This is a genomic window from Nonomuraea aridisoli (assembly GCF_003236395.1).
Classification (GTDB): Bacteria; Actinomycetota; Actinomycetes; order Streptosporangiales; family Streptosporangiaceae; genus Nonomuraea; species Nonomuraea aridisoli.
In genome coordinates this window covers 1-9,438 of sequence record NZ_POUD01000323.1, presented here as the reverse complement: position 1 = coordinate 9,438, position 9,438 = coordinate 1, and the positions used below count along the sequence as shown (strand labels likewise).

Here is a 9,438-nt window from a genome sequence, read left to right as displayed (position 1 = left end):
GGCGGGGGACGGTGGACAACGACGGGCCGGGGCCCGGGTCCTCGCCCAGCAGGTCCGTGACGGGCAGGCCGAGCTCGGCCTGCACCTCCTGCAGCCGGCGGGCGAACACGCGCGCCGACGCGTACCGCTTCCCGGGCTCCTTGGACATCGCGCGCAGGACCGCCTCGAACAGCGTGGACGGCACGTCGGGGCGGTTGAGCGGCGGCGGATCGATGCTGAGCACCCGGTACATCAGCGGCGCGATCGACGGGTCCGACGGGTTGTGGAAGGCGGGCCGCCCGGCCAGCAGGTGGTACAGGGTCGAGCCGAGCGAGTAGACGTCGGTCGAGGCCGAGTGCGGCTGCCCGGTGAGCACCTCGGGCGCCGCGTGCAGCGGGGTGAACGCGTGCGAGGTGGCCGACACCTCCGCCGAGTCGACGACCCGGGCCACGCCGAAGTCGGCGATCGCCGGCTCGCCGTACCGGGAGATGAGGATGTTCTGGGGTTTGATGTCGCCGTGCAGGACGCCCGCCTCGTGGACGGCGGCCAGCGCGCCGGCCAGCTTCACGCCAGCGCGCAGCACGTCGGGCACCGGCAGCGGCCCCTCCTTGCCGACCCTGTCGCGCAGCGAGCCGTTCTCGAAGAAGTCCATCGCGATGTACGGCTTGCCGGAGCGCGTCACGCCGGTGTCGAAGACGGTCACGACGTTCGGATGGCCGGTCAGGCGGCCGGTCAGCTGCAGCTCGCGCTGGAACCTGCGCATCGTGCGCTGGTCGACCCGGTCGACGGAGAGCACCTTGAGCGCCACCACCCGGTCGAGACGCTCCTGGTAGGCGCGGTAGACGACGGCGAACCCGCCCCTGCCCGCCTGATCGAGTACCCGGTAGCCGGGCGCGTCCTCGACTGGCAGCACGTCACTCCCCCTGATAGCGCTCGCGGGCGAGTTTAGTGTGAAATTTCGATGCTAGAGGGGGTTCATGAGGTATGCGCCGAAGACCGCGGACGCCCCCGACACCAGCAGGAAGAAGAACACGTAGAAGCCGCCCGGCAGGAACGTCAGCCGGGCCAGCTGGTCGGCGTCGGAGTCGCGGGCCTGCCGCCGGCGCCGCTTGCGCTGCAGCTCGATGATCGGCCGGATGCCGCCGAAGAGCAGGAACCACACGGCGACCAGGGCGACGACCTGCTGCGCCTCGGCCGGCGCGTACATGATCAGGGCGAACACCGCGCCGCCCGTGACCAGCAGGATGAGCGCGCCGTACAGATTGCGGATCAGCAGCAGCATGCAGACCAGGAACAGCAGCACGCCCCAGATCAGCAGCGTGATGCGCCCCTGCTCGGTCAGCCAGGCGGCGGCTAATCCCAGCAGCGACGGCGCGAGGTAGCCGGCCAGCGCCGTCAGCACCATGCCGGGGCCGGTGGGCCTGCCCCTGGTCAGCGTCACGCCGGAGGTGTCGGAGTGGAGCCGGATGCCTTCGAGCTTGCGCCGGGTGACCAGCGCCATCAGCGCGTGGCCGCCCTCGTGGGCGATCGTGATCAGACCCCTGGAGATCTGCCAGGGCATGCGGAAACCGACGAGCGCGAGTGCGGCCAGCGCCGAGACCGCGACGACCCAGGGGTCGGGGTCGGGCTGGACCTCGATCAAATGGGCCCAGAGCTTGTCCATCGAGGAGAAACCCTAACCGCTCCGCCCGCTCCCCGGCTCCTCGCCGACTGTGCATTTATCCGTATACCGGCGCCGTTGGGCGGGAGCGCGGTCGGTAGGGTCTGCACCGTGGTCACGGAACGGGATTCTGACGCGCGCGTGCCGGACTGGTGGCGGGGGCTGGGACTGCCCGGCCTGATCGACCTGCACGTGCATTTCCTGCCCGAGCGGATGGAACGCCGCGTGTGGCACCACTTCCACCACGGCGGCCCGCTCATGGGCGACGGCTGGCCGATCACGTACGAGTGGCCGGTCGAGCGGCGCGTGGAGCGGCTGCGCGAGCTGGGCGTGCGGTCCTTCCCCGCCCTGGCCTACGCCCACCGGCCCGGCATGGCGGCCGACCTCAACGAGTGGACGCTCGGCTTCGCCCGCCGCACCCCTGGCTGCCTGCCGTCGGCGACCTTCTTCCCGGAGCCGGGCGCCGGGAAGTACGTCGGAGCGGCGCTGGACGACGGCGCCCGGATCTTCAAGGTGCACCTGCAGGTGGGCGCGTTCGACCCGCGCGTCCCCGAACTGGACGAGGTGTGGGGGCTGCTGGCCGAGGCCGGGGTGCCGGTGGTGGTGCACGCCAGCTCGATCCCCGTGCCGGGCGGCTACGTCGGCGAGGAGCCGATCAGCGGGGTGCTGCGCCGGCATCCGCGGCTGCGGGTGGTGATCGCGCACATGGGCATGCCGGAGTACGACCCGTTCTTCGAGCTGGCCGCCCGCTACGAGCGGGTCGCGCTGGACACCACGATGGCGTTCACCGACTTCTCCGAGCGCGCCATGCCGTTCCCCGAACGGCTGCGGCCCGCGCTGCTTGACCTCGGCTTGGCGGGGAAGGTGGTGCTCGGCAGTGATTTCCCGACCATCCCTTACCCGTACGCCCATCAGCTCGACGCGCTGGCCCGGCTGGACCTCGGCGACGACTGGTTGCGGGCCGTCTGCTGGAGCAATGGAATGGCCATGATCTGATATGACAGTGAACGATCGGCACGTAGCGCTCATCAGCGCTTTCTTCGACGCTCTCGGCCGCGCCGACCTGGCGGCCATGGAGCGCTGCTACCACCCCGAGGTCAGTTTCGGCGACCCCATCTTCCAGGAGGTCGAGGGGCGCGACAGGGTGATGAGGATGTGGCGGATCCAGCTCGGCGTACGCAGCGGGCTGCAGTCCTCCTACCGCGACGTGCGCGCCGACGACTTCTCCGGCACCGCGCACTGGACGGCCCGTTACACCTTCTCCAGCACCGGGCGCGAGGTGGTCAACGAGATCGACGCGCTGTTCAGGTTCGAGGACGACCTGATCGTCCGCCACCACGACGACTTCGACTTCAAGCGGTGGTCGAGAATGGCGCTGGGCCGGCCGCACGGGCTGGTGTTCGGGTGGACGCCCATGTGGCGCAGGACGATCAGGGAACGCGCGGTGCGCCACCTCGACGACGCGCAGCCGTCCTGACCGGGAGGGAACCATGGCCAGGGTCAGAGGGTTCAGGCACAGCGGTGAGTCACGCGAAGAGGCGCCCGAGCACTCGATGGACCCCCGCGCCACCGAGGAGGCGCCCTACCGCCCGACCGTCATCGACAACGCGATCTACCGTGACGGCGAGCGGGTCGACAACCCCGGCTCCCTCGCCGACGCCTTCGAGCGCCTCAAGCAGATGCCCGACAGCATGGCCTGGATCGGGCTCTACCGGCCGAAGGAATGGGAACTGGTCAAGCTCGGCGAGGAGTTCCAGCTGCACGAGCTGGCGCTGGAGGACGCGATCGTCGGCTCCCAGCGGCCCAAGGCCGACCGCTACGGCGACACGCTGTTCGTGGTGCTGCGCGCCGCCCGCTACCTCGACGAGGTGGAGGAGGTCGCGTTCGGGGAGGTGCATGTCTTCGTCGGCCCCAACTTCGTGATCACCGTGCGCCACGCCGAGGCCCCCGACCTGCAGGGTGTGCGCAGGCGCATGGAGTCGGAGCCGGAGCTGCTGCGGCAGGGCCCGCAGGCCGTCCTGTACGCCATCCTCGACGCCGTGGTCGACGGGTACGCGCCGGTGATCGCCGGCCTGCAGAAGGACATCGAGGAGATCGAGGTCCAGGTCTTCGGCGGCGACCCGTCGGTGTCGCGGCGCGTCTATGAGCTGTCGGGCGAGGTGATCGAGTTCCAGCGGGCGACGTCGCCGCTCGTGGGCATGATCCACGGCTTCATCGCGGGGGCCCCGAAATACGGCCTCAACGACGAGCTGCAGCGTTACCTGCGCGACGTGGCCGACCACGCGATCACGGTGACCGAGCGCATCTCGTCGTTCCGCCAGATGTTGCAGAACATCCTGATCGTCAACTCGACGCTGGTGACGCAGGCCCAGAACGAGGAGATGGCGCGGATGACCGAGGCCAGCATCCGGCAGGGTGAGGAGGTCAAGAAGATCTCCGCCTGGGCGGCGATCCTGTTCGCCCCCACCCTGGTCGGCACCATCTACGGGATGAACTTCGACTTCATGCCGGAGACGCACTGGGTGTTCGGCTACCCGTTCGCGCTGCTGCTGATGGGCGCCGTCTGCCTGGTGCTCTACACGATCTTCAAACGCCGCGACTGGCTCTGATCACCACGACGCTGTGATGATCAGGCCGATCAGCAGCGTGAGGACGACGACCGCCTGCCACGTCGGCGCCGGGCCGCGCCGGCTCAGCCGTTCTCCCCGAGGCGGGCCTCCAGACGGTCGAGGCGTTCGGCGAAAGGGGCGAGCTCACGGCGGACGGCCGCGGTGAGCAGCTCGCCGACGGCCTCGGGCGGCGGCGCCTGCGGGGTCTGCGCGCGGAGGTGGACGTAGCCGGCCAGGGCCGCGGACACGGCGCGCCGGGTGAGGCGCAGGTCGGCGCCGAGGGAGCGCAGCACCTCGCCGGCCGTGCCGTCGGGCTCGGCGATGAGGCCGAGGAGCAGGTGCTCGCAGCCCACGTAGTTGTGGCCCAGCGCCGTGGCCTCGGTGACCGCGAGCTCGAGCGCGGCGGCGGCGTGCGGGCCGAACCGTTCGGGCGCGCCCGTGCCGGGCTCGGCGGGACGGTGCCGGTCGAGCGCGGCGCGCAGCTGACCGTCGGCGATCTCCATGGTGGCCAGCACGCGCAGCGCGAGGTTGGTGCCCTCGCTCAGCATCCCGCCGAGCAGGTGCTCGGTGCCGACGGCGGCGGCGCCCTCCGCGCGGGCCTGCTCGGTGGCGAGCTTGAGCACCGTACGGGTCCTGGCGGTCATGTGGGTGAGCGCACCGGTCGGCTGCTCCAGGTCGACCTCGGTCAGAACGGTCTCCCTGATCGCGGTCACCCTGCGCACGGCCTGCTCAAGCGCCCGCTGGCAGACGGCCGACACGGGCACTCCGGCGCTCTTGACGGCCTCGGCAAGGTCGTCCGGCAGGTACACGTTGATCTTTGGCATACCCCCACTGTAACCCCTATGGGGTTACTTCAACAACGCATGAGAAGGCGGAAGCCGGTAGGCCGGCTTCCGCCTGTGGATTCGCGGGTTATCGGCGGAACCGGGACGGGCTCGTCCCGAACATCTCGGCCAGCCCGAGAAGCAGGACGATCACGCCGGTCACCACGTTGCTCCAGATCGTGGTCGTGGTGGCGACGTCGCCGCTGACGACCCAGGGAGCGACGATCGTCCACACGCCGATCAGCGGGGCGATCCAGACGATGCCGTGGGTCCGGCCGTAGGCGGACGCGAACCCCAGCGCCAGCGCCGCCAGCGCGACTCCGGCGATCAGGTTGGTCACCGCCAAGGTCGTGAATCCGTCGAACCCGACGATCCACGGGGACATCGCGAGGTAGAGCCCGGCCAGGAACGTCAGACCGGCGACCGCCCTGGCGGTCGGCGCCTCCGCGGCGAGCTCGTATTTCGCCCGCAGCTCCGCGATGTCGGGGTGCATTCTCATGGTCTCGCCAGCCATGTCTTTCACCACCTTTGCGCATGCGATCGCATGCGTGCCTGAGGTTGTGCGAACGACGGCCCTGGACGCGTGCGGGCCCGCCCCGGCCGCTCCAGGCCGCCCGATTTGTACCTCTTAGTGTGATATTATCACTTTTGGAGAGGTTATGAGTTATGGGGCGACCGGCCGAACGACTCACTGAGCGCGACTACGCGAACCTGCTGTCCTTCCGTCTCGCGCTCCGCCGATTCCTGCGATGGAGCGAGCAGCAGGCGGCCCACGTCGGCCTCACAGCCACCCAGCACCAGCTGCTGCTGGCGATCCGCGGGCACGCCGACTCCCGGGGCCCCACCATCGGGGAGGTCGCCGACTATCTGTGCACCCGCCATCACAGCGCCGTGCAGCTGGCCGACCGGGTGGAGCGGCTCGGCCTCATCTGCCGCACCCGCGGAGAGAGCGGGGATCGCCGGGAGGTGCGGCTCGCGCTGACCCAGGCGGGGCTGGCGAAGCTGGCCCAGCTCAGCGCCGCCCACGTGGAGGAGCTTCGACGCCTGGCTCCGCTGATCAACGCCCTGGTCCACCCGGCTCGTCCGGCCGGCTCACGGAGCTGAGGGAACCGGGACCGCTGCCGCCGTGCGGGACGATCACCGTCAGGACGCTGGGGGCCTCGGGCGACAGGACGGTGACGGACTCGGCGGTGCGGAGGTAGCCCGTCGAGATCAGGGCCGGTCGCGCCCCCTGCCCCTCCCCCGGGAACTGCAGCACCGTCACGCGGAAGCCCGTGTCGTCACCCAGCACCACCTCCCCGTCGCCGCGCGACAGGACCTTGAGCCCGTGGTCGAAGTGCCACAGGCTGCGCAGGGTCCCCGAGGCCACCTGATCGTGCACGGCCATCAGATCGGGTCCGTGGGTGACGAACACGCGGCGGGTCCTGCGCACCCCGTAGGCGTCGTCGGCCAGCTCGAACGACTGGTGATCGGGGCCGACGCGGGAGCCGAGCAGGCGGGTGGCGGTGCCGGGGCGGAAGGTCGCGCCGGTCGGGACGGGCACGTTGTGGGCCTCCGGCGAGCGGGTCCAGTCGGCGTAGCCGGTGCGCTCGTAGGAGTGGAAGCCGGCCTCCACCAGGATCGGGCGGCCCCCGGCGAAGTAGGTGACGCCCAGGTGGTCCTCGTGCCCGTGCAGGCGCCGTCCCGGGCCGAACCTGATCGAGTAGTACGCGGCCCCGGGATCGTCCCACGCGCTCCTGCCGAAGACGTATCCCCCGTCGAAGACCCGTACCACCGGGCCCTCGTGCGGGAAGCCGTCCGCGCGGGCGTCGGCCGGGCTGTCGCCGATGGGGACGAGGCGGCCGTCGGGCTGGGTCGCGTGCGCCACGTACGTCTCCAGCGCCCGCCGCCTGGCCACCAGCCGCTCGGGCACCTCGGCCCCGCTCTCGCGGATGGCGCGCAGGGCGGCGCCCAGGCGGCGGTGCACGTACAGGCCGTAGCGGGGGGCCTGCTCGTGCAGCGCGCCCTGCGCGTCGATCGCCAGCTCGGCCGAGTCGGTCATCCTGCGCACGGCCAGGTCGCGCCAGCGGGCCCGGCCGAGGCGGCAGGCGACGACGAGCAGCGCGATGTCCTGGTCGAGGCCGTGGTTGTGGCCCCGGCGGTAGAGACCGGGGTCGGCCAGGAGCTCGCCGTGCTCGGCCAGGCTGTCCCACAGCCGCGGGGTGTGCACGTGCTCGCTGAGGCACACCAGGGCCGGGGCGCGCAGCGCGATCGCGTGCTCGGCCCACGCCCACGGGCTGACGCCGGAGCCGCCGCGCGGGTTCGCCCGCATCCAGTGGTCGGCCACCGCGGCGGCGCGGTCGAGGAAGGATCGCGCGCCGGACCGCTCGTACTCGGCGACCAGGCGGCCGAGCCAGCGCAGCGCGTGCAGATTGAGCGCCCAGGAGCGGTTGCCGTGCGGGTTCGCGGTCCAGTCGATCTCCGTGCCGAGCTGGACCGGCGCCTGGCCGGCGAACGTCACCAGGCCGCGCATCACCTCCTCCACCTTGACCCGGGGGAACTGGTCGCTCAGGCAGATGGCCCGGCCTGAGGTCGTGCGGGCACGCCAGAACACGTCGTGGCTCCTGTTCCAGGGCGCGCGAGACCCACGCGCGGCACGTCGGGAAGGGTCAGGGGTCGGGAAGGGTCAGCGAAGGTCGGGGCCCTGGTCCGTCCAGCCGGCGGTGAGGACAACCTCCGAGCGACCGCCCCGGCCGCTGTCCGCGCAGGACAACACCTGCGAGGAGTCCGGGTCGATGATCAGGGTCCGCCGCACGCCCGACGGCAGGTCGAAGGCGAACGCCTCTCCGGCGCGCCCGCGCGCGTCCGTGGCGGCGCCCAGGTAGCGGACCTCGGGCAGGTCGGCGAGCGCGCGGTAGGCGGCGGCGCGGACGCCGGGCTCGGACGGCTTGGTCCACAGCAGGCCGCTGAGCGCGTCGGCGAGCAGCCCCTGCGAGCCCGGCGGCAACATCGCGGCCACCCGTTCGCGGAGCGCCGCGGCGTCGGACGGCAGCGCCCGGATCTGCTCGTAGGTCAGGTCGCGCCCGGCCATGCTGAACGGCGCCCGGCCGGTGACCCGGGTGACGCGGCCCTGCTCGGCGGTCCACGCCTCCCCCTGCCTGGTCACCCACAGCTCGCTCACCCTGGCGCCGTCGTGCAGCTTCTCGACGTGCCAGTAGGCGCCGCCGGACCTGGAGGACGCGGCCGAGGAGGCGGCCGTCAGCAGGATCGACCGGCCCGAGAGGGGCTCGGCGGTGACGTTGAGCAGGATCGCCGTCAGGGCCGCCGCGGCGACGGCGGGGATCGCCAGCCACGACAGCCGCCTGCGCCGCCGCGGGGCCGTGACCCGCCGCCACACCCTGGCCTGGGCGTCCGGGCCGGGCCGGGGCTCGCCGTACAGGTCGCGGATCAGGTCATCCGTCAACGCGCACCTCCCCGAGCCGCGCCCGCAGCTTCTTCCTGGCCCGGCTCAGGCGGGAGCCGACGGTGCCGTACGGGATGCCGAGGGCGGTGGCGATCTCGTCGTGGCTGAGCCCGGCGAGGGCGACCAGCAGCAGCACGTCGCGGTCGCGCCGGTCGAGCCCGGCGAGGGCGGCGGCGAGCTCCGGCCGCAGGCTCTGGGCGCTGACCCGCACGGCCACCTGCTCCTCGTGTCCCGGCGTGTCGGTCTCGGGGCCGCAGCGGCCGAGCGCGCGCAGGGTGCGGGCCTCCAGGCGGCGGTGCTTGCCGATGAGGTTCGTGGCGATGCCGTACAACCAGGCGCGCACTCCGGCGCGGGACGGGTCGTACTGGGCGCGCTTGCGGTAGGCGGTGAGGAACGTCTCGGCGACGATGTCCTCGGCGATGTCGGGGCCGAGCCGCTGGGCGACGTAGATGTGGATCTCGCCGAAGTGCGCGTCGAACACGGCGGCGAACGCGTCGGCGGTGTCCAGGGCCCCGGGTGCGCGGGCGGTCCAGGGCACCGGGGTCGCGAGGGTCTCCCCCGTCATGTGCTGCCTTCCGATGGATCAGTGGTCATCTCTTGTCACCCGATCCACCGGATCGCTTTCACGCTTTCCGCCGAAAATTCTGGAAAAAGCGGTGTATGTCCTCCAATTCGGCCTCCAGCGGGCCCGCGGGCAGGTCGCCGAACGGGGTCACGGTCACCTGCGTGCCCTTGCGGCCCCACACGCCCGCGACCACGCCGTCCACCAGCACCACCGGACGCAGGACGCCGCCGCCGGGGAAGACCCGCCGGGCGTGTTCGGGGGCCAGGATCGGGTCGCGGGTGCGCCAGCCCAGGAGGTACTCGTCGAAGGCGGGGGCGAGGCGTACCACGGGCTCCTCCTCCGGGGGCGGCGTCCTGCGT

General features: G+C 71.9%; 12 protein-coding genes. 4 read left to right on the top strand and 8 right to left on the bottom strand.

Going from position 1 to position 9,438, the window contains the following annotated elements:
• On the bottom strand, nucleotides 1-892 hold an 892-nt coding region (locus C1J01_RS42255; RefSeq protein ID WP_146615926.1), incomplete at its 3' end, for a serine/threonine-protein kinase.
• A 51-nt stretch (nucleotides 893-943) separates the two neighbouring features.
• Complete coding sequence (locus C1J01_RS42250; RefSeq protein ID WP_111184662.1) at nucleotides 944-1,642, bottom strand: M50 family metallopeptidase; 699 nt, start codon at nucleotides 1,640-1,642, stop codon at nucleotides 944-946.
• Nucleotides 1,643-1,750: 108 nt separating this feature from the next.
• Between C1J01_RS42250 and C1J01_RS42245 the strand changes: the two genes are divergently transcribed.
• Genes C1J01_RS42245 through C1J01_RS42235 form a run of 3 tightly spaced genes read left to right on the top strand, consistent with a single transcriptional unit; the run spans nucleotide 1,751 to nucleotide 4,248 of the window.
• On the top strand, nucleotides 1,751-2,635 hold the full coding sequence (locus tag C1J01_RS42245; RefSeq protein WP_235855037.1) for an amidohydrolase family protein: 885 nt from the start codon (nucleotides 1,751-1,753) through the stop codon (nucleotides 2,633-2,635).
• Nucleotide 2,636: 1 nt separating this feature from the next.
• Entirely contained in the window at nucleotides 2,637-3,116 is a 480-nt protein-coding gene (locus C1J01_RS42240) for a nuclear transport factor 2 family protein (protein ID WP_111184661.1), read from the top strand.
• A 13-nt stretch (nucleotides 3,117-3,129) separates the two neighbouring features.
• Nucleotides 3,130-4,248, top strand: coding sequence for a magnesium and cobalt transport protein CorA (locus C1J01_RS42235; RefSeq protein ID WP_111184660.1), 1,119 nt, complete (start codon nucleotides 3,130-3,132; stop codon nucleotides 4,246-4,248).
• An 83-nt stretch (nucleotides 4,249-4,331) separates the two neighbouring features.
• Here C1J01_RS42235 and C1J01_RS42230 read toward each other — a convergent pair whose 3' ends face one another.
• Together C1J01_RS42230 and C1J01_RS42225 are read right to left on the bottom strand one after the other, a co-directional pair.
• Nucleotides 4,332-5,072: a Clp protease N-terminal domain-containing protein gene (locus tag C1J01_RS42230; protein ID WP_111184659.1), complete on the bottom strand. Its 741-nt coding sequence runs from the start codon at nucleotides 5,070-5,072 to the stop codon at nucleotides 4,332-4,334.
• 88 nt (nucleotides 5,073-5,160) lie between these two features.
• Complete coding sequence (locus C1J01_RS42225; RefSeq protein WP_111184658.1) at nucleotides 5,161-5,586, bottom strand: SPW repeat protein; 426 nt, start codon at nucleotides 5,584-5,586, stop codon at nucleotides 5,161-5,163.
• Nucleotides 5,587-5,738: 152 nt separating this feature from the next.
• Between C1J01_RS42225 and C1J01_RS42220 the strand changes: the two genes are divergently transcribed.
• A complete protein-coding gene (locus C1J01_RS42220; protein ID WP_111184657.1) occupies nucleotides 5,739-6,176 on the top strand; it encodes a MarR family winged helix-turn-helix transcriptional regulator in 438 nt (145 codons plus the stop codon).
• Here the strand turns inward: C1J01_RS42220 and C1J01_RS42215 are convergent.
• The 4 genes from C1J01_RS42215 to C1J01_RS42200 all read right to left on the bottom strand — a co-directional run.
• Complete coding sequence (locus tag C1J01_RS42215; protein WP_235855036.1) at nucleotides 6,130-7,665, bottom strand: heparinase II/III domain-containing protein; 1,536 nt, start codon at nucleotides 7,663-7,665, stop codon at nucleotides 6,130-6,132. The genes C1J01_RS42220 and C1J01_RS42215 overlap by 47 nt on opposite strands.
• 72 nt (nucleotides 7,666-7,737) lie before the next feature.
• Complete coding sequence (locus tag C1J01_RS42210; RefSeq protein ID WP_111184656.1) at nucleotides 7,738-8,514, bottom strand: hypothetical protein; 777 nt, start codon at nucleotides 8,512-8,514, stop codon at nucleotides 7,738-7,740.
• On the bottom strand, nucleotides 8,504-9,079 hold the full coding sequence (locus C1J01_RS42205) for an RNA polymerase sigma factor (protein ID WP_111184655.1): 576 nt from the start codon (nucleotides 9,077-9,079) through the stop codon (nucleotides 8,504-8,506). The genes C1J01_RS42210 and C1J01_RS42205 overlap by 11 nt, the downstream gene beginning before the upstream one ends.
• Before the next feature lie 58 nt (nucleotides 9,080-9,137).
• On the bottom strand, nucleotides 9,138-9,438 hold a 301-nt coding region (locus C1J01_RS42200), incomplete at its 5' end, for a DNA glycosylase AlkZ-like family protein (RefSeq protein WP_146615925.1).